Here is an 18,607-nt window from a genome sequence, read left to right on the forward strand (position 1 = left end):
ATGCGGGCCAAGAATGCGGGGTTCACCCCAGAGCCTCGGGCCCCTCACGCAGCAGGGCCCGCCAACGCAAGAGACAAGCACATGGCCACCACCACCCCGAGCACCCCCACGTCTTCCGGTCCCGTCACCTTTCAGCGTCATGGCGACGTGTTCGTGGTGACCATCGACAACCCGCCCGTCAACGCCCTGGGCGTGGATGTGCGCCGCGGCCTCGTGGCCGCCATCGCGGCGGCCGAGGGCGACAGCGGCGCGAAGGCGGTGCTGATCGTCGGCGCGGGCCGCAACTTCATCGCGGGCGCGGACATCCGAGAATTCGGCAAGCCGCCGCAGTCGCCCTCGCTGCCCGAGGTGTGCCTCGCGATCGAGAACTGCGCGAAGCCGGTGATCGCCGCCATCCATGGCGCGGCGCTCGGCGGCGGGCTCGAGGTGGCGCTCTCGGCGCACTACCGCATCGCCTCGCCCACGGCCAAGCTGGGCCTGCCCGAAGTGGCGCTGGGCCTCTTGCCCGGCTCGGGCGGCACGCAGCGCGCGCCGCGCCTCATCGGCGTGAAGCCCGCGCTCGAGCTGATGCTCAGCGGCCGCCACGCGGGCGCGAAGGAAGCGCTGTCGCTCGGCCTCGTCGATCGCCTTGGCACCGACGCCGACGCACGCGCCGAAGGCCTCGCCTACGCGCAGGAACTCATCGCCGGCAACGCCCCGGTGCGCCGCACGCGCGAAGCCGCGGGCCTGGCCGACCAGGACGCCGCCCGCGCCGCGCTCGACGCCGCGCGCGCCGACACCGCCAAGAAGAGCCGCGGCCTCTTCTCGCCGATGAAGATCATCGAAGCCGTCGAGGGCGCGCTCACGCTGCCCTTCGACGAAGGCATGGCGCTGGAGCGCAAGCTCTTCTTGCAGTGCATCGACAGCCCGCAGCGCGCGGGCCTCATCCACGCCTTCTTCGCCGAGCGCGAAGTGCTCAAGGCGCCCGAGACCCGGTCCGCGAGCCCGCGCAAGCTCGAGTCGGCCGGCATCGTGGGCGGCGGCACCATGGGCGCGGGCATCGCGGTGGCGATGCTCGACGCGGGCCTGCCGGTGACCATGATCGAGCGCGACGAACCCAGCCTCGCGCGCGGCCGCCAGCACGTCGAGAAGGTGTACGACGGCCTCATCGCCAAGGGCCGCATGACGCCCGAGACCAAGGCCGCCGTCATGGCGCGCTTCAGCGGCTCCACGTCGTACGACGCGCTGGCCGGCGTCGACATCGTGGTCGAAGCCGTGTTCGAAGAGATGGGCGTGAAGAAGGCCGTGTTCGCCGAGCTCGACCGCGTGTGCAAGAGCGGCGCGGTGCTCGCCACCAACACCTCGTACCTGGACATCGACGAGATCGCCGCGAGCATCAAGCGCCCGCAGGACGTGGTGGGCCTGCACTTCTTCTCGCCGGCCAACATCATGAAGCTGCTGGAGATCGTGGTGCCCGCCAAGGTGAGCGCCGACGTGGTGGCCACCGGCTTCGAGCTCGCCAAGAAATTGAAGAAGGTGCCGGTGCGCGCGGGCGTGTGCGACGGCTTCATCGGCAACCGCATCCTCGCGGTGTACCGCCAGGCGGCCGACCACATGATGGAAGACGGCGCCTCGCCCTACCAGATCGACGAGGCGGTGCGCGAGTTCGGCTACCCGATGGGCCCGTTCCAGGTGTCGGACCTCGCGGGCGGCGACATCGGCTGGGCCACGCGCAAGCGCAAGGCCGCCACGCGCGACCCGCAGGCGCGCTACGTGCAGATCGCCGACCGCATCTGCGAGCGCGGCTGGTTCGGCCAGAAGACCCAGCGCGGCTACTACCTGTACCCCGAGGGCGCGCGCACCGGCTCGCCCGACCCGGCGGTGCTGGCCATCATCGATGCCGAGCGCGAGCGCGCGGGCATCGTGCGGCGCAGCTTCACGAACGAGGAAATCATCCGCCGCTACATGGCCGCGATGGTCAACGAGGGCGCCAACGTCGTGCTCCAGCGCATCGCGCTGCGCCCGCTCGACGTGGACGTGACCTTCCTCTACGGCTACGGCTTTCCGCGCCACCGCGGCGGCCCGATGAAGTACGCGGACACCGTGGGCCTGGCCAAGGTGCTGGCCGACATCCGCGAGTTCGCCAAGGAAGACCCGATCTTCTGGAAGCCGTCGCCGCTGCTGGTCGAACTGGTCGAACGCGGCGCTGATTTCTCGAGCCTCAATCAATCCGAATAAACAGGAGCACATCCATGCGCGAAGCCGTCATCGTTTCCACCGCCCGCACCCCGCTCACCAAGGCGCACCGCGGCGAATTCAACATCACCCCCGGCCCCACGCTGGCGGCCTTCGCGGTGAAGGCCGCGGTCGAGCGCTCGGGGCTGGACCCGGCGCTCATCGAGGACGCGATCCTGGGCTGCGGCTACCCCGAAGGCACGACCGGCCGCAACGTCGGGCGCCAGGCGGTCATCCGCGCGGGCCTGCCGATCAGCATCGCCGGCACCACCGTGAACCGCTTCTGCGCCTCGGGCCTGCAGGCGATCGCGATGGCCGCGGGCCGCATCGTGGTGGACGGCGCGCCGGCCATGATCGCGGGAGGCGTCGAAAGCATCTCGCAGATCCGCAGCCGCAGCGTCACCGACAGTGGCGACAGCGGCATGGACCCGTGGATCGTCCAGCACAAGCCCGACCTCTACATGGCGATGATCGAGACCGCCGACATCGTGGCCAAGCGCTACGGCATCAGCCGCGAGGCGCAGGACCGCTTCTCCGCCGAGAGCCAGCGCCGGACCGAAGAGGCCCAGCTCGCCGGCCGCTACAAGGACGAGATCGTCGCCTGCACCACCACGATGGCCGTGACCGACAAGGAGACCAAGGAGGTCACCTACCGCGAAGTCACCGCCACCGAAGACAACTGCAACCGCCGCGGCACCACCTACGAGGCGCTCGCCAAGCTCAAGCCGGTGATGGGCGAGGACAAGTTCGTCACCGCCGGCAACGCCTCGCAGCTTTCCGATGGCGCCTCGGCTTGCGTGCTGATGGAAGCCAAGGATGCCGAGCGCGCCAACATTCAGCCGCTGGGCGCGTTCCGCGGCCTCGCGCTGGCCGGCTGCGAACCCGACGAAATGGGCATCGGCCCGGTGTTCGCGGTGCCCAAGCTGCTCGCGCGCCACGGCCTGAAGGTCGAGGACATCGGTCTCTGGGAACTCAACGAGGCCTTCGCCTCGCAGTCGATCTACTGCCAGGACACGCTGGGCATTCCGTCGGAGCTGCTCAACGTGAACGGCGGCGCGATCTCCATCGGCCATCCGTTCGGCATGACCGGCGCGCGCCTGACGGGCCATGCGCTCATCGAAGGCAAGCGCCGCGGCGCGAAGTACGCGGTGGTCACGATGTGCATCGCCGGCGGCATGGGCGCGGCGGGCCTGTTCGAAATCTATTGAGGAGCCAGCGATGGACCTGAACTTCACCCCCGAAGAAGAAGCCTTCCGTGCGCAAGTGCGCGCCTTCCTGGCCGACAAGCTGCCCGCCCGCCTTTCGGCGAAAGTCAGCGGCGGCCAGATCCTCAGCAAGGCCGACATGCAGGAATGGCACGCCATCCTCAATGCGCGCGGCTGGCTCGCCAATCATTGGCCCGAGCAGTACGGCGGCCCGGGCTGGACGGCGGTGGAGAAGTTCATCTTCGAGAACGAATGCGCAGTGGCCTTCGCGCCGCGCATCGTGCCCTTCGGCGTGAACATGCTCGGGCCGGTGCTCATCAAGTACGGCAACGAGGCGCAGAAAGCGCGCTGGCTGCCGCGCATCCTCGACGGCTCGGACTGGTGGTGCCAGGGCTACTCGGAGCCCGGCGCGGGCTCCGACCTCGCGGCGGTGAAGACCTCGGCCGTGCGCGGCATCGACGCGCAGGGCGACCACTACATCGTGAACGGCCAGAAGACCTGGACCACGCTCGGCCAGCACGCCAACATGATCTTCTGCCTGGTGCGCACCAACCGCGAGGCCAAGAAGCAGGAAGGCATCAGCTTCCTCTTGATCGACATGACTTCGCCCGGCGTGGAAGTGCGCCCGATCATCACGCTCGACGGCGAGCATGAAGTGAACGAAGTGTTCTTCTCCGACGTGCGCGTGCCGGCCGAGAACCTCGTGGGCGAAGAGAACAAGGGCTGGACCTGCGCCAAGTACCTCTTGACCTACGAGCGCACCAACATCGCGGGCGTGGGCTTCTCGGTAGCGGCGCTCGAACAGCTCAAGGGCATCGCTGCGACGCAGACCAAGAACGGCAAGCCGCTCGCCGAAGACCCGTCGTTCGCCGCACGCATGGCGCGCGTGGAAATCGACCTGGAGAACATGAAGACGACGAACCTGCGCGTGATCGCGGCCGTGGCCGGCGGCGGCGTGCCGGGCGCGGAGAGCTCGATGCTGAAGATCCGCGGCACGGAAATCCGTCAGGAGATTTCTTCTCTCGCGCGCCGTGCGATGGGCGTCTATGGCCGGCCCTTCGTCGAGGAAGCGCTGCACGACGGCTTCGACGGCCAGACCTTCGGCCCCGCCTACGCAAAGGCCGCCGCCGCGCGCTACTTCAACAACCGCAAGCTGTCGATCTTCGGCGGCTCCAATGAAATCCAGAAGAACATCATCTCCAAGATGATCCTGGGCCTGTAAGGAGACATGCAGTGAACTTCGAACACACCGAAGACCGGCGCATGCTCGCCGACAGCCTGAACCGCTTCATCGCCGAGCAGTACGCCTTCGACGCGCGCGACCGCATCGCGAAGTCCGCGCACGGGTTCAGCAAGGAGATCTTCCAGCAGTTCGCCGAACTGGGCGTGATCGGCGCGCTCTTCAGCGAAGCCGATGGCGGCTTCGGCGGCGGCGGTTTCGACATCGCCGTGGTCTTCGAGGCGCTGGGCCGCGGGCTCGTGGTCGAGCCGTTGCTGGGCGCCGTGATGGTCGGTGAAGCGCTCGTTGCAGCCGGCAGCGATGCGCAGAAGGAAAAGCTCGGCGACATCATCAACGGCGTCGCCGTCGCGGCCTTTGCGCACGACGAAGCCGACACGCACTACGAACGCACGCATGTGGCGACCCGCGCCGAGCGCAGCGGCGATGGCTGGGTGCTGAACGGTGCCAAGGCCGTCGTGCCGCAAGGCGAGCAGGCCGACCTGTTCCTGGTCTCGGCCCGCACCTCGGACAACGTGGACGACGAAGCCGGCATCTCGCTGTTCCTCGTGCCCGCGAAGGCTGCCGGCCTCACGGTGCGCGGCTGCCCCGCCATCGACGGCGGCCGCGTCGCGGAACTCGCATTCGACGGCGTGAAGCTCGGCGCCGACGCATTGCTCGGCGCCGAAGGCCAAGGTGCCGCGACACTCGAACGCGCCATCGGCCGCGGCGTGCTCGCGCTGTGCGCCGAGGCCCTGGGCGCGATGGAAGCCGCCAAGACCGCGACGCTGGAGTACCTGCGCACGCGCAAGCAATTCGGCATCCTCATCGGCAGCTTCCAGGCGCTGCAGCACCGCATGGCCGACCTGCTGCTGGAGATCGAGCAAGCGCGCTCGGCGGTCATCAACGCAGCGGCCGCCATCGACGGCACCGACCGCGTGGCGCGCGAGCGTGCGCTGTCGGCCGCCAAGTTCAGCATCGGCCGCATCGGCGCGCTGGTGGCCGAAGAGAGCATCCAGATGCACGGCGGCATCGGCATGACGTGGGAGCTGCCGCTGCCGCACTACGCCAAGCGGCTCGTGATGATCGACCACCAGCTGGGCGACGAAGACCATCACCTGCAGCGCTACATTGCCCTGAGCAAAGAGTCCGCCAAGGAGGTTGCGGCATGACGGACAAGACCGTCCTGATCTCGCAGGAAGGCGCCGTGCGCATCCTGACCAACAGCAACCCCGCCGCGCGCAACGCGATCACGCCGACGCTGTATGCCGAACTCTCGGCCGCGCTCGCCGATGCGCAGAACGATCCCGAAGTGGGCGCCATCGTCTTCACCGGCGCCGACGATTTCTTCTGCGCCGGCGGCGACTTGAACCTGCTGGCCAAGCGCCGCGAGCTGCCCGCCTCGGAGCGCCGCGAAAAGCTCGAAGGCCTGCACGACCTGATCCGCGCGATCCGCGATTGCGGCAAGCCGGTGATCGCGGCCGTCGAAGGCGGCGCGGCCGGCGCGGGCCTCTCGATGGCGCTGGCTTGCGACATGCTCGTGTCGGCGCGCGATGCGTTCTACACGGTGGCCTACGTCAAGGTCGGCCTCACGCCGGACGGCGGCGCGACCGCGTTCCTCGCGGAGTTCGTCTCGCGCCAGGTGCTCACCGAGATGTGCCTCACCGGCGACCGCATGCCGGCCGAGCGCCTGCACGCGCTGGGCGCGGTCAACCGCCTGACCGACAAGGGCGCGGCGCTGGCCGAAGCCATCGCGCTCGCGGCCAAGGTGGCGAGCGGCCCGCAGCGCGCGAGCGCGCGCATCAAGACGCTGTGCCGCCAGGCGCACAGTGCCACCCTCGAGGAACAGCTCGACGCCGAGGCCGTCTTCATGGTCGAGTCGCAAGCCGATACCGAAGCGGCCGAAGGCATCGGCGCCTTCCTCGGCAAGCGCAAGGCGGACTTCAGCGCGCTGCGTCACAACAAGCAGGACGCGCCCTGACGCCTCTGCCTGATTCACTCCGAACAAGAACCGTTCGGGCTGAGCTTGTCGAAGCCTCGCGCGGCGCTTCGACAAGCTCGGCGTGAACGGTTCTGGCGCATTTCATGGAACCCATTCGCTCTCACGTTTTCCTGGAGCCCTCATGCCACTGCTGAATTCCTCGCTGCCGCTCGCCGGCGTGCGCGTCCTCGACTTGTCCCGCATCCTCGCGGGCCCCTGGTGCGGCATGGTGCTGGCCGACATGGGCGCCGAAGTCATCAAGGTCGAGCACCCGGGCCGCGGCGACGACACGCGCGACTGGGGCCTGCGCGTGGGCAAGACCGAGACCGCCTACTTCAACAGCGTGAACCGCAACAAGCGCTCGGTCACGCTCGACCTGCAGACGCCCGAAGGCCAGCAGATCGCGCGCGATCTGGCCAAGCAGTGCGACGTGGTGATCCAGAACTTCAAGTTCGGCGGCATCGACAAGCTGGGCCTGGGCTACGCGCAGCTGCGCAAGGAAAACCCCGGCCTCATCTACTGCTCGATCTCGGGCTACGACCGCACCGGCCCCGAGGCCGCGCGCCCGGGCTACGACCTCGTCGTTCAAGGCGAGGCGGGCCTCATGGCGCTCAACGGCGAAGCGAACCAGCCGCCCCTGAAGTTCGGCGTGGCGGCGGTGGACCTGTTCACCGGCATGTACTCGGCGCAGGCCGTGCTCGCCGCGCTCTACCAGCGCGAGAAGACCGGCAAGGGCCGGCATGTGGAGATGGCGCTCTTCGACTGCGGCCTGATGATCACCGCCTACTACGGCCTCGAAGCGCTGCTGATGGGCGAAGACCCGCCGCGCTACGGCAACTCGCACCCGTCGATCGTGCCCTACGGCGTGTTCGATGCGGCCGACGGCCCGCTGGTGATCACCGTGGGCAACAACGCGCAGTTCGCGCGCTTTTGCACCGAGGTGATCGAGCGGCCCGACCTCGCGGCCGACGAGCGCTTCAAGACCAACATCCTGCGTTCGGCCAACCGCGCGGTGCTGCTGCCCGAGCTGCACGCCGAGCTGGCCAAGCGCCAGCGCGCGGACCTGCTCGCCAAGCTCACCGCCTCGGGCATTCCGTGCGGCGAGGTGCTGGGCCTGCTCGAAGCGCTGCAGTCGAAGCGCGCGACCGATGCGGGCCTCGTGACCGAGCAGCCGCACCCGGTGGCCGGCACGGTCAACGTGCTTGCGCCGCCCTACCGTTTCGATGGCGAGCGCCTGCCGGTGCGCAGCGCGCCGCCCACCCTGGGCGAAGGCACGCACGACGTGCTCAAGTCCCTGCTCGGCCTGTCAGATGAGAAGCTGGCCGCGCTGAAAACAAGCGGCGTCGTCTGAAGAAGACGCCTGTGCATTTCCTGATCCCCTGAAGAAGTAGCAACTGAAGTCCATGGCCTCCCTCGTTTCCCGTTCCCTCCGCAATCCCGTTCGCCGTGCACTCCTCGCCCTGGCCCTTCCCCTCATCGCCGGCAGCGCCTTCGCGCAGGCCTGGCCCGCCAAGCCGATCACGCTGATCGTGCCCTTCCCGCCCGGCGGCCCGACCGACGTGGCCTCGCGCATCGTGGCGCAGAAGATGTCCGCCGCGCTCAAGCAGAACATCGTCATCGACAACCGCAGCGGCGCCTCGGGCACCGTGGGCGCCGCCGCCGCGGCACGCGCGGCACCCGACGGCTACACCTTCGTGATGCTGGCCACGCCCACGCTGCTGGCCTCGCACCTCTACGGCCCCACGAGCTACGACATCTTCAAGAACTTCACGCCCGTGGGCTCGGTGTACGACCTGCCGATCGTGCTGGTGGTGAACCCGAAATCGCTGCCCGAGGTGACCACCCTGCAAGGCCTCATTGCCAAGGCCAAGGCCGAGGGCGGCAAGCTCAACTACACGACGGCCGGCGCCGGCAGCTTCGGCCACCTGACGACCGAGCAGCTGAAAACCATCGGCAAGTTCGACATGCAGCACGTGCCCTACCGCGGCAGCGCGCCGGCCGTGACCGACCTCATCGGCGGCCAGGTGCCCGCGATGTTCTCGGACCTCGTGGCCGTGCTGCCGCACATCCGCGCCGAGAAGCTGCGCGCCATCGCCGTGGGTTCGGGCCAGCGCGTGAGCCTGTTGCCCGATGTGAAGACGGTGGCCGAGCAGGGCTTTCCCGGCTTCGACGCGACCTCGTGGGGCGGCCTGCTCGCGCCGACCGGCACGCCCAAGGACGTGATCGACCGCATGAGCGCAGAACTGAAGACCGCGCTGGCCGACAAGCAGGTGCAGGAAAAGCTCGAGAGCGTCGGCTCCTTCGCGGCCTACCGCACGCCCGAGCAGACCGGCGTTCGCATGCGGCAGGACTTCGAACGCTGGGGCAAGGTCATTCGCGACAACAAGATCACGAACCAGTAAAACAGGGCGCTTCGCGCGCGGCCCGCAAGACGACATCAAGGAGACAACATGACAGGCAATGACAAGAAGAATGCGGCCGGTGCGCCGTTCCGCCCCCTGTTCCCGGTGCGCGGCCTCGCCGACATCCGGCGGCTGGAAGAAACGCCGCTCGAAGAAGCGCTCACGGTGCGCAGCACCTATGAGCTCTTTTGCAATTCCGGCGCGGCCTTCGGCGACAAGACGGCGCTGACCTTTCTGCGCAGCGGCAATCCGGCCGATGAGCCGATCCGCTGGTCGTATGCCCAGCTGCTCGCGGGCATCCACCAGACCGCGAATCTGCTGCACACGCTGGGCGTGGGGCCTCAGGACGCGGTCGCGGTGCTGCTACCCGGCTGCCTCGAATACCACCTGGCGCTCTGGGGCGGCGAAGCGGCCGGCATCGTGCAGCCGCTCAACCCTTTGTTGACCGACGAGAAGCTGGTCGCGCTGATGACCGCGGCGCGCGCGAAGGTGCTGATCGCCTACGGCTCGGACGCGGAATCGGGCATGTGGTCCAAGGCGATGCGCCTGCGCGGCCAGGTGCCGACGCTCACGACCGTGCTGCGCGTGGCGCCGCACGACGAAGCACCCGGCGCCGCGGGCGCATTGCCCGAAGGCGTGGCCGAGTTCGACGTGCTGCGCGCGGCGCAACCGAACGATCGCCTCGTGAGCGGCCGCGACATCGCGCCCTCCGACATCGCCGCCTACTTTCACACCGGCGGCACCACCGGCGCGCCCAAGCTCGCGCGCCACAGCCACGGCGCGCAGGTGTTCACCGCGTGGGCCAGCGTGCAGCTGGCGGGCATGAACGAACACGGCATCTCGATCAACGGCTATCCGCTCTTCCATGTGGCGGGCGTGCTGCCGGCCTCGCTCTCGTCGCTGTCGGCGGGCGTGGAGGTGATCATTCCGACGCCCTCGCTGCTGCGCAACAAGGAGGTGCTGGCCAACTACTGGAAGCTGGTCGCCAAATACCGGCCGACCTCGCTCTCCGCCGTGCCCACGGTGCTCGCGGCGCTCGCGAACGTGCCGCTCGATGGCGCGGACATCTCATCGATCACCTACTGCCGCACCGGCGCCGCGGTGCTCGCGCCCGAGCTGGCCGCGCGCTTCGAGCGCCTGTTCGGCCTGCATGTGCACGAGAGCCTGGGCATGACGGAGATGGCCGGCATCTCGACCATCACGCCGCCCGGCGTGAACGGGCCGGCGGGATGCGTGGGCTTTCGCCTGCCGTATTCGCAGGTCCGCATCGTCGCGCTGGACGAGAGCGGCAATGCGAGCGACCGCGACGTGGCGCCCGGCGAACAGGGCATGGTGCTGTTCAAGTCGCCCAACGTGTTCTCGGGCTTCGTCGATCCGGCGGACAACGCCAAGGCCTTCACCGCCGACGGCTGGCTCGCGACCGGCGACCTGGGCTGGATGGACAGCGAGGAGCGGCTGAACCTCACGGGCCGCTCGAAGGACCTGATCATCCGCAGCGGCCACAACATCGATCCGAAGACCATCGAGGACGCGCTCGGCGCGCACCCGGCGGTGCAGCTGTGCGCGGCGGTCGGCGCGCCCGATGCGTATGCGGGCGAGCTGCCCGTGATCTTCGCCACGCTGGTGCCCGGCGCCTCGGCGACCGAGGAAGAACTGCTCGCCTTCACCGCCGCGCGCGTGGACGAAGCGCCCGCCAAGCCCAAGTGGGTGTCGGTGATCGGCGCGATGCCGATGACCAACGTCGGCAAGATCTACAAGCCCGAGCTGCGCGCGATGGCCGCGCGGCAGGTGGTGGCCGCAACGGTCGCCGAGCTGTGCGCCGAACTCGGCGCGAACGATGCGGCGCGGCCCGCGGTGACCACCGAAGGCGAAAGCCTCGTGCATGTGCAGATCGATGCCGCCGCGGCAGGTGCGCTCGCCGCGACGCTGCAGGAGCGGCTGCAGAAGGCGCTGGCACCACTGCCTTTCAAGACGCGCATTGCGCTGAAGTGAATCGCTGCCTCTTCAAGAATTTCTGAAACGCAAGGGAGACAAAACCATGGCCCATTCACGTCGCGCATTGCTGTGCGCTGCCGCATCGACCGCCGCGCTGTTCGCACTGGCACCCGCGCATGCGCATGCGCAGGCGCCCTACCCCAACAAGCCGATCCGCATGGTCGTGCCCTTCCAGGCCGGCGGCGCGACCGACGTGCTCGCGCGCGTGCTGGGCCAGAAGATGTCGGCCGGCTTCGGCCAGCCGGTCGTCATCGACAACAAGCCCGGCGCGGCCGGCATCATCGGCACCGATGCGGTCGCCAAGTCGGCGCCCGATGGCTACACGCTCGTCTTCTCGCTGAGCAACGCGCTGCTGACCAACGAATTCCTCTACGAGAAGCTGCCCTACGACACGCAGCGCGACCTCACGCTGGTCTACCAGGTGGCGATGGGGCCGCTGGTGCTGGTGGTGCATCCGAGCGTGCCGGTGAAGACCGCGCCGGAGCTCTTGAAGTACGTCGCCGCGAACAAGGGCAAGGTCGCCTACGGCTCCTACGGCGTGGGCGCCTACCCGCACCTGGCCGGCGCGCACATGAGCCTCACGCAGCAGGCCGACATGAACCACGTCGCCTACAAGGGCGAGGCGCCGATGATGCAGGACCTGATCGGCGGGCAGATCCAGATGGCCTATGCGAGCGCGCTCGTGGCCAAGCCGCACATCGACGCGGGCAAGGTGCGGGCCATCGGCGTGAGCGGCGAGCGCCGCATGGCCGCGCTGCCCAACGTGCCGACGATGGCCGAGCAGGGCCTGAAGGACGAGGCCTACCGCGTGACCGGCTGGCTCGCCTTCGCGGTGCCCGCGAAAACGCCCAAGCCCATCGTGGACCGCATCGCCGAGGAAGTGCGCAAGGCCACGCAACAGCCCGACGTGCGCGAGCGCGTGGCGGCCATGGGCTTCGAGCTGAAGGACAGCTCGCCCGAACTCTTCGCCGCCGCGTGGAAGCAGGAGCGGCCGGTGTGGGAGCGGCTCATCAAGCAATCGGGCGCGAAGCTCGAGTGAACCTCATCTCTCGTAATTTTTTGAAGGAACAACCATGAAGATTCTTGTACCTGTCAAACGGGTCGTCGATTACAACGTGAAGGTGCGCGTCAAGAGCGACGGCACCGGGGTGGACATTGCCAACGTCAAGATGAGCATGAACCCGTTCGACGAGATCGCTGTCGAAGAAGCGGTTCGCCTGAAAGAGAAGGGCGTGGTTACCGAGGTGATCGCTGTCTCGTGCGGCGATGCCAAGTGCCAGGAAACCCTGCGCACCGCGATGGCCATCGGCGCCGACCGCGGCATCCTCGTGGAGACGACCGAAGAGCTGCAGCCGTTGGCCGTGGCCAAGCTGCTCAAGGCGCTGGTCGACAAGGAACAGCCCCAGCTCATCATCCTCGGCAAGCAAGCCATCGATGACGACGCCAATCAAACGGGCCAGATGCTGGCTGCACTGGCCGACCTGCCCCAAGCCACCTTCGCCTCCAAGGTCGAAGTCGCCGGCGACAAGGCCACGGTCACGCGCGAAGTCGACGGCGGCCTGGAAACCATCTCCCTCACGCTGCCGGCCGTCATCACGACCGACCTGCGCCTGAACGAGCCGCGCTACGTCACGCTGCCCAACATCATGAAGGCCAAGAAGAAGACGCTCGATGTCTTCAAGCCCGAAGACCTGGGTGTGGACGTCAAGCCCCGCCTGAAGACCCTGAAGGTCAGCGAACCGCCCAAGCGCGGCGCCGGCGTCAAGGTGCCGGACGTTGCAACGCTGGTGGACAAACTGAAGAACGAAGCGAAAGTGATCTGAACATGACCGCACTTGTTATTGCCGAACACGACCACGCCAGCATCAAGCCGGCAACCTTGAACACCGTGACCGCAGCCCTCGCTTGCGGTGGCGAAGTGCACGTGCTGGTGGCTGGCGCCAACGCCGCTGAAGCCGCCAAGGCTGCCGCCCAGATCGTGGGCGTCACCAAGGTCATCGCCGCCGACAGCCCGAGCCTGGCCGAGAACCTCGCCGAGAACGTCGCCGCCCAAGTCCTCGCGATCGCAGCCAACTACAGCCACATCCTGTTCCCCTCGACCGCCAACGGCAAGAACGTCGCCCCGCGCGTGGCCGCCAAGCTCGATGTGGCGCAGATCAGCGACATCACCAAGGTCGACAGCCCCGACACCTTCGAGCGCCCGATCTACGCCGGCAACGCGATCGCCACGGTGCAGAGCAGCGATGCCACCAAGGTGATCACCGTGCGCACGACCGGCTTCGACGCCGCAGCCGCAACGGGCGGCAGCGCAACGGTCGAAACCGCTGAAGGCGTCGCAGACAGCGGCAAATCGACCTTCGTCGGCCGCGAGGTCACCAAGAGCGAACGCCCTGAACTGACCGCCGCCAAGATCATCGTCTCCGGCGGCCGAGCCTTGGGCAGCGCCGAGAAGTTCACCGAAGTGATGGCGCCTCTTGCCGACAAGCTCAACGCGGGCCTGGGCGCCAGCCGCGCTGCCGTCGATGCGGGCTACGCCCCCAACGACTGGCAAGTGGGCCAGACCGGCAAGATCGTCGCACCGCAGCTGTACATCGCAGCGGGCATCTCGGGTGCGATCCAGCACTTGGCCGGCATGAAGGACTCCAAGGTGATCGTGGCGATCAACAAGGACGAAGAGGCGCCGATCTTCTCGGTGGCCGACTACGGCCTCGTCGCCGACCTGTTCACGGCGGTGCCCGAGTTGGTGAAGGCGCTCTGAGCCGATGAAGACCCGCATCACCGAACTGCTCGGCATCCGCTACCCCATCATTCAGGGCGGCATGCAGTGGGTGGGCCGCGCCGAGCTGGCGGCGGCCGTGTCGAACGCCGGCGGCCTGGGCATCGTGACGGCGCTCACGCAGCCCACGCCCGACGATCTGCGTCATGAAATCGCGCGCACCCGCACGCTGACCGACAAGCCCTTCGGCGTGAACCTCACGATCCTTCCGGCGGTGAAGCCGCCGCCGTATGCGCAGTACGTGCAGGCCATCATCGACAGCGGCGTGAAGATCGTGGAGACCGCGGGCAACAGCCCGAAGGATTTCATCGAAGCGTTGAAGCGCCACGACGTGAAGATCGTGCACAAGTGCACCTCGGTGCGCCATGCGCTCTCGGCCGAGCGCAACGGTGTCGATGCGGTGTCGGTCGACGGCTTCGAGTGCGCGGGCCATCCGGGCGAGGACGACGTGCCCGGCCTCGTGCTGCTGCCCATCGCGGCGCGGAAGCTCCGCATTCCGATCATCGCCTCGGGCGGCATCGCCGACGGGCGCGGCATGGCGGCTGCGCTCGCGCTGGGCGCCGAGGGCGTGAACATGGGCACGCGCTTCTGCGTGACGCAGGAGGCGCCGATCCATCCGAACATCAAGGAGGCGCTGGTCAACGCGACCGAGCGCGACACGAAGCTGATGTTCCGCACCATGCGCAACACCGCGCGCGTGTTCCGCAACGCGATCTCCGAAGAGGTGGTGGCTACCGAGAGCCGACCCGGCGGTTGCGAGTTCGAGGAGGTGCGCCCGCTGGTGGCCGGCGCGCGCGGCCGCGCGGCGCTGGAGTCGGGCGAGGTGCAGAACGGCGTGGTCTCGGCCGGCCAGTGCATCGGACTGATCGACGATATTCCCACCTGCGCGGAGCTGATCGAGCGCATGGTGCGCGAATGCCGCGAGCATCTGGAGCGGGCGCGCGGCTGGATGGGCTGAGTCTTTCTGCTCGCATCCGGGGGGCGCTCAGGCCGACGGGGCACCTTGCTCCGCGAATGTCCCCCGGCCTTCGGCCTCCTCCTTTATTTCGCTGCGCAAGGCACCCCATCGGCCTGAGCGTTCAGCGCAGTTGCGCACTGAGACCGCACGGCCCCTGAGGCACGCGCGCGGCGCACTGCGGAAGCTGCATTTGTTGGCGATTGCCGAGACTTCGTGCGGCATGGAACGGCCACTTCGCCGGGCTCTTCTCTAAAGTGGATGCCCCTGTCACTCGATATCCCACCAAGGGAAGAAGAAAGGCGCAACACACCCACCACCCAGATGTTTGAAGGCTGCTTGCCTCGCGGCAGGTTGTCGGTGCGAAAGCAGCGATGCAAATGCGAGGTATCAAAAGGCGACGGCCAGGGTGTTAGAGCACCCCAGCCGTCTAACCAAGTTCGTGCAACACCCTAGAAAGGACCGCACAAAAATGGCTACCAAGACTATAGCCCGGCGTCGCACGCCGGTAGCTTCCGAAGACAACGCCCAAGACCCGGCGGATCGTCTCGAAAACACCCTCTCGCAACTCGAAGCTCTCCTGTGGATCTGCCACGGTGAAGAGATCAACTGGTGCAGCGGTGACGGGCCTCGACAACTGGACAACCTGCTCTGGCTTGCGGCCGACCTTGCTCGCAAGGCTGGGGAGCTGTTTCAGTTGAGCGAGAAGGCGCGACGTGGGGCGCCTGAGACTGGCGGTTAGTAGCTGGTCTGCGGGCTGCGGTTTTGCAGCCCGCCTGAAGCCTTCGTGGTGAAGGGGATTCGGTTCTGTTGAGGTTTGTGGGGTGAGCCTCAGTGACAGCTATGTGTTCCATTCTGATCGTCGGCAGGCAATGCGGGCTTCCGCTTTGCTGCGATTGCTGCCATTCACGATCTGCGTTCGGATGGATGCTCGCTGCCAGAAGCAGTCATCCGACGTCAAGGCGCAAATGCGATACAACTGGCTTGCGGTCGAGCTTCTGTCCGAGGGGCAAATGGAACAAATCGCCGACTTCCCCGAACGAGCTTTGCTTGTGTTCTCCCTGCTTTTCTGCATGCCCAACGCGGCCGGGCGCTGCCATGTCATCATTCCGCAAACAGCGGAAGAGAGAAGATGGGCGCTTCACCGTGGACATACATCATTGGCCCGTTCGTGGGTGCGTGCTTGGCATTCGCGCTTGCGCGCCTGTACGACGCGAACAAGCGCTTCAACGAACGGCTCTCGGCAGGCAACCTCGCGTTGCTTTCCATTAAGAACCAGCTGAACGACTTCCTGCTGTTCAGGCTCGGCTTCCACCAAGACTGTCGGCGAATCGGGTTGCAGGGCGACGAGCCCGTGTGGGCACTGGTCCGACCGAGCTTCATGCGGTACGGCGACTACGAATTCGACTACAAAGAAGTGGCGTTCCTCTTTGAGGGCGGCGCTCGGCCTGCGGCCTTCGACGACATCGAGCACACGCAGATCCTGCACCACGACCTCATCAAGATGGACGAGCACCGGACCGGCACCGCACGTGAAACGCAACGGCTCGCAGCGAAGGAGGGGAAGGTCGGCGCGACGTTCACGGAAGTCGAGGCCATCCTCGGCAAGGCGTACATCGCCGAACTGCACATGCTGGCAGAGGGCCTGGCTTTGCGAGCCGCCGAGAACGAAGCGGTGTACCTGAAGGCGTTCACCTCGCTTCGGGATGCCCTCCGCGACCACTTTAAGCAGACATGGCGCTACCGCGTCGGCTACGCCTACCGTATGCGACACGACGCGACCATTGAGGACATGCTCTCGAAGCTGCGGCCTAGACGAGAGCCCGGCTACAACGCCGACGAGCTACCGCCACTCCCCAAAGACCTGCAAACGTCCGTCGACGAAACTCTGGCACACCGCAAAGCGCACAAGACTGAGGCACAGAAGCGCGGCTAGTCGTCTTCCTCCTCAGTTGCTTCCGGCCAATCTTTCGTCGCCTCGCGTAGGTAGTTAGCAAGCTGGAGGGTCTGCACGTGGCCGAGAACGGCGTGCCAGTACAACTGCTTGCTGTCGTCCTGCGCCAGGATGTCGTACGTGAAGAACAGCTCGCTGTTGCGCAGTTCGTCTTTGTCCTCTTCCGTCAGCGTGTAGAAAGCTTCCGCGGCAAGCAAGCATTTGAAGATTCGCGAAGTAAACCAACTCGTGAACATGAGGTGGTTGCTGAGCGACCAAACGGCCGGCTCATACGTCTGCGTCCCTCCCGTGCCGTGCGCGCCCTCGTTGCGCGAGTGGCAGAAGTCATCAATCCACGCCTCGAATGGGCGCGTCGGCTTGTACTTCTTCCAGCGCTCCCGCCACTTCTCAGGCGCGATGTGCACGTCATGCCACTCTGCGGGTCCGAGGTGCGGAGCCATCAGCGCCATCAGCTTCTGCTTGAGGTCGGCAGTCTGGTGCGTGGCGTTTACCAACGTCTCAAGGGCGGCCCGCGTGAAGACAATTTCGGCGGACTCAGGCACTTCATTGGCGTCGGTGTTGGCGCGAATGAACATCGTGACAGCGTCCCTAATCCTGCTTCGAAGCGGTCCGGCCGGCACATTCAATAGGGCAAGAGCGAGTTCTCCGTCTAGGTCGAAGCAGTACCTGTTCGACACATGCAGCGGACGCAAGAACACAGGCCTCCCTTGCGTGCCGGTCATGTAGTTGATGCCGCCGCCGTCGCGCCGCCGTGTCCGGATCGCTGTCGAAGCAGGGTTGTCTTCATGGTAGTGCTGCGCTGTGACAAGCAAGCCGTCTGAGTTGCAGTAATCCAAGAACCAGCCGTACCGCCGCTTGGAAATAGCAGCGAAAACGAGCAACTGGGTCTGCTCAAGCCGCTCCTGCACCTCGTCATCGGCGAGGATGGTCTCGCGCTCGTCATCACCCGGCCAGCGCAGAATAACGGCCCTCTTCACGGGCACAGTCGAGTCTCCGTCGTGCACGAAAGCACGGTCAGCGTAGTTTCCAATGATGGCATCAAGGCCCTCCTGGCTGGTCTTGCCGAGCGTTCCAGGCGCAGAGCCGCGCGTGTATGGGACCAGCGAGATTGGGCCGATGTGGCCTGGTCCATTCATGGCGGTCCATGGCATGAAGAAAAGAGTGGGCATGCAGTTATCTCCAAAATTTCATCTTGAGTTTTTTACGGAAGCCTAGACCGCGCCGATGACATCGCCAACAGCTTTGAAGGCTGCGCTGTGCCACATTACTTCTCGTGGAATTAGACCTTCTGCGAGAAATGGCAGATGCTGTGCGGCATCGCGGAGAGCCAAGCCGACCTTGCCAGGTGGGCAACGCTTCTGTACCGCGAGCATGCGACCGAGACCCCCCGCCATGTGGCCCGCGAAGAGTTCTTGATCTCGCAGTCAACGAACCCGAACTAACCACGGCTCTTTTCGGGTTTTTGCCAGCGATCTTCAGGGCCGCTCGCCGCCGGCCAGAATTCTCGGGAGGCGCCCCGTAGGCACAGGTCGCTCATTCGTACCTCTATCACCCGACGTACTAAGGGTCAGGCTCTTTTGGCATGCGTGTGCCGCGCCCCGCTTCAGTTTCCAGTTCAAACGGTCAGTCAATGGAAAAACTGACGGGCGGAATCAGTCTGAAGCGAACATTGAACGTAGTCGTGCCAATGTCGATCGCAACCCACACCAACCCTTCGGACTTCTGCTTGTTCACCGCCCGTCTCTCACGAACGCTCAGTAGTACGCCCCCGCACGTCCGCCTGCAATCCGCCAAAGCGGTCGAACCGCCAACCCCACAGCCGCACTCATCGTGCACAGGGCGCCGGGTGCTCCCCTCCGCGAAATAAAGGAGGAGCCCGAAGGGCGGGGGACATTCGCGGAGGGGAGTA

Annotated in this window: 15 protein-coding genes; 14 read left to right on the plus strand and 1 reads right to left on the minus strand. The window is 66.6% G+C overall.

Features of this window, described 5'->3' with window-relative positions; translation table 11 throughout:
• Positions 1 to 81: 81 nt before the first annotated feature.
• The 14 genes from ACZYRS_RS28870 (at position 82) to ACZYRS_RS28935 (ending at position 16,680) form a co-directional block, all read left to right on the plus strand.
• Entirely contained in the window at positions 82 to 2,217 is a 2,136-nt protein-coding gene (locus ACZYRS_RS28870) for a 3-hydroxyacyl-CoA dehydrogenase NAD-binding domain-containing protein (RefSeq protein ID WP_463421950.1), read from the plus strand.
• A gap of 14 nt (positions 2,218 to 2,231) precedes the next feature.
• On the plus strand, positions 2,232 to 3,422 hold the full coding sequence (locus ACZYRS_RS28875; RefSeq protein WP_463421951.1) for an acetyl-CoA C-acyltransferase: 1,191 nt from the start codon (positions 2,232 to 2,234) through the stop codon (positions 3,420 to 3,422).
• Positions 3,423 to 3,432: 10 nt separating this feature from the next.
• Positions 3,433 to 4,641: an acyl-CoA dehydrogenase family protein gene (locus ACZYRS_RS28880; protein ID WP_463421952.1), complete on the plus strand. Its 1,209-nt coding sequence runs from the start codon at positions 3,433 to 3,435 to the stop codon at positions 4,639 to 4,641.
• Between the two features lie 11 nt (positions 4,642 to 4,652).
• Positions 4,653 to 5,807 (plus strand): acyl-CoA dehydrogenase family protein, encoded by a 1,155-nt coding sequence (locus tag ACZYRS_RS28885; protein ID WP_463421953.1) that lies wholly within the window; start codon positions 4,653 to 4,655, stop codon positions 5,805 to 5,807.
• Complete coding sequence (locus ACZYRS_RS28890; RefSeq protein WP_463421954.1) at positions 5,804 to 6,616, plus strand: oxepin-CoA hydrolase, alternative type; 813 nt, start codon at positions 5,804 to 5,806, stop codon at positions 6,614 to 6,616. The genes ACZYRS_RS28885 and ACZYRS_RS28890 overlap by 4 nt, the downstream gene beginning before the upstream one ends.
• A gap of 142 nt (positions 6,617 to 6,758) precedes the next feature.
• A complete protein-coding gene (locus tag ACZYRS_RS28895; RefSeq protein WP_198786278.1) occupies positions 6,759 to 7,967 on the plus strand; it encodes a CaiB/BaiF CoA transferase family protein in 1,209 nt (402 codons plus the stop codon).
• A 52-nt stretch (positions 7,968 to 8,019) separates the two neighbouring features.
• The gene (locus tag ACZYRS_RS28900; RefSeq protein ID WP_463421955.1) at positions 8,020 to 9,018 is read left to right on the plus strand and encodes a Bug family tripartite tricarboxylate transporter substrate binding protein; all 999 of its coding nucleotides are present in this window, start codon (positions 8,020 to 8,022) and stop codon (positions 9,016 to 9,018) included.
• A 48-nt stretch (positions 9,019 to 9,066) separates the two neighbouring features.
• Positions 9,067 to 11,010, plus strand: a complete 1,944-nt coding sequence (locus tag ACZYRS_RS28905; protein ID WP_463421956.1) for an acyl-CoA synthetase — start codon at positions 9,067 to 9,069, stop codon at positions 11,008 to 11,010.
• Positions 11,011 to 11,056: 46 nt separating this feature from the next.
• A complete protein-coding gene (locus tag ACZYRS_RS28910) occupies positions 11,057 to 12,052 on the plus strand; it encodes a Bug family tripartite tricarboxylate transporter substrate binding protein (RefSeq protein WP_463421957.1) in 996 nt (331 codons plus the stop codon).
• 34 nt (positions 12,053 to 12,086) lie between these two features.
• Positions 12,087 to 12,836 carry an electron transfer flavoprotein subunit beta/FixA family protein gene (locus tag ACZYRS_RS28915; RefSeq protein WP_463421958.1) on the plus strand — a complete coding sequence of 250 codons (750 nt, stop codon included), beginning with the start codon at positions 12,087 to 12,089 and terminating at the stop codon, positions 12,834 to 12,836.
• 2 nt (positions 12,837 to 12,838) lie between these two features.
• Positions 12,839 to 13,771 carry an electron transfer flavoprotein subunit alpha/FixB family protein gene (locus tag ACZYRS_RS28920; RefSeq protein WP_463421959.1) on the plus strand — a complete coding sequence of 311 codons (933 nt, stop codon included), beginning with the start codon at positions 12,839 to 12,841 and terminating at the stop codon, positions 13,769 to 13,771.
• Between the two features lie 4 nt (positions 13,772 to 13,775).
• The gene (locus tag ACZYRS_RS28925) at positions 13,776 to 14,747 is read left to right on the plus strand and encodes an NAD(P)H-dependent flavin oxidoreductase (protein WP_463421960.1); all 972 of its coding nucleotides are present in this window, start codon (positions 13,776 to 13,778) and stop codon (positions 14,745 to 14,747) included.
• Positions 14,748 to 15,216: 469 nt separating this feature from the next.
• Complete coding sequence (locus ACZYRS_RS28930; protein WP_198786284.1) at positions 15,217 to 15,486, plus strand: hypothetical protein; 270 nt, start codon at positions 15,217 to 15,219, stop codon at positions 15,484 to 15,486.
• A gap of 390 nt (positions 15,487 to 15,876) precedes the next feature.
• Positions 15,877 to 16,680, plus strand: a complete 804-nt coding sequence (locus ACZYRS_RS28935; protein ID WP_463421961.1) for a hypothetical protein — start codon at positions 15,877 to 15,879, stop codon at positions 16,678 to 16,680.
• Here the strand turns inward: ACZYRS_RS28935 and ACZYRS_RS28940 are convergent.
• A complete protein-coding gene (locus ACZYRS_RS28940; RefSeq protein ID WP_463421962.1) occupies positions 16,677 to 17,867 on the minus strand; it encodes a hypothetical protein in 1,191 nt (396 codons plus the stop codon). The two genes, ACZYRS_RS28935 and ACZYRS_RS28940, sit on opposite strands and share 4 nt — an antisense overlap.
• Positions 17,868 to 18,607 lie beyond the last annotated feature (740 nt).

The sequence above is a fragment of the Variovorax sp. AC194 genome (assembly GCF_979257995.1).

Excerpts from the sequence above, each read along its gene's own strand:
- ACZYRS_RS28870 (WP_463421950.1), top strand. The coding sequence starts at position 82 with ATGGCCACCACCACCCCGAGCACCCCCACGTCTTCCGGTCCCGTCACC.
- ACZYRS_RS28875 (WP_463421951.1), top strand. The coding sequence starts at position 2,232 with ATGCGCGAAGCCGTCATCGTTTCCACCGCCCGCACCCCGCTCACCAAG.
- ACZYRS_RS28880 (WP_463421952.1), top strand. The coding sequence starts at position 3,433 with ATGGACCTGAACTTCACCCCCGAAGAAGAAGCCTTCCGTGCGCAAGTG.
- ACZYRS_RS28890 (WP_463421954.1), top strand. The coding sequence starts at position 5,804 with ATGACGGACAAGACCGTCCTGATCTCGCAGGAAGGCGCCGTGCGCATC.
- ACZYRS_RS28895 (WP_198786278.1), top strand. The coding sequence starts at position 6,759 with ATGCCACTGCTGAATTCCTCGCTGCCGCTCGCCGGCGTGCGCGTCCTC.
- ACZYRS_RS28900 (WP_463421955.1), top strand. The coding sequence starts at position 8,020 with ATGGCCTCCCTCGTTTCCCGTTCCCTCCGCAATCCCGTTCGCCGTGCA.
- ACZYRS_RS28905 (WP_463421956.1), top strand. The coding sequence starts at position 9,067 with ATGACAGGCAATGACAAGAAGAATGCGGCCGGTGCGCCGTTCCGCCCC.
- ACZYRS_RS28910 (WP_463421957.1), top strand. The coding sequence starts at position 11,057 with ATGGCCCATTCACGTCGCGCATTGCTGTGCGCTGCCGCATCGACCGCC.
- ACZYRS_RS28915 (WP_463421958.1), top strand. The coding sequence starts at position 12,087 with ATGAAGATTCTTGTACCTGTCAAACGGGTCGTCGATTACAACGTGAAG.
- ACZYRS_RS28920 (WP_463421959.1), top strand. The coding sequence starts at position 12,839 with ATGACCGCACTTGTTATTGCCGAACACGACCACGCCAGCATCAAGCCG.
- ACZYRS_RS28925 (WP_463421960.1), top strand. The coding sequence starts at position 13,776 with ATGAAGACCCGCATCACCGAACTGCTCGGCATCCGCTACCCCATCATT.
- ACZYRS_RS28930 (WP_198786284.1), top strand. The coding sequence starts at position 15,217 with ATGGCTACCAAGACTATAGCCCGGCGTCGCACGCCGGTAGCTTCCGAA.
- ACZYRS_RS28935 (WP_463421961.1), top strand. The coding sequence starts at position 15,877 with ATGGGCGCTTCACCGTGGACATACATCATTGGCCCGTTCGTGGGTGCG.
- ACZYRS_RS28940 (WP_463421962.1), bottom strand. The coding sequence starts at position 17,867 with ATGCCCACTCTTTTCTTCATGCCATGGACCGCCATGAATGGACCAGGC.